Consider the following 242-nt stretch of genomic DNA (forward strand, 5'->3'; position numbering starts at 1 on the left):
GGCGCGCTGTCGTTCGACGACTACCTGATCGGCGAGCAGCAGCAGCTGATGGGCCGCTCGATGGCCGAAAAAGAGGTCTACCTGGGCGTCCAGGTGCAGACCCGGCGGATGGTCGACCGCGCGGTCGAGCGGGCCGCGCCGGTGCTGCGCAAGATCCTGCCCGAGGCCGTCGACGCCGAGCTGACCGCGCTGGACTCCGAGGTCGAGCACCTCGACCAGGTCATCGGCAGCGCCGGGCTGGA

At 70.7% G+C, this 242-nt stretch carries 1 protein-coding gene; it reads left to right on the plus strand.

The genetic code is table 11. The features are described 5' to 3' along the window. The coding region (locus tag ACERZO_RS50365; protein WP_372673169.1) for a hypothetical protein at positions 1–242 on the plus strand (242 nt) is incomplete at both ends.

Source organism: Amycolatopsis kentuckyensis (genome assembly GCF_041679295.1).
GTDB lineage: Bacteria > Actinomycetota > Actinomycetes > Mycobacteriales > Pseudonocardiaceae > Amycolatopsis > Amycolatopsis kentuckyensis_A.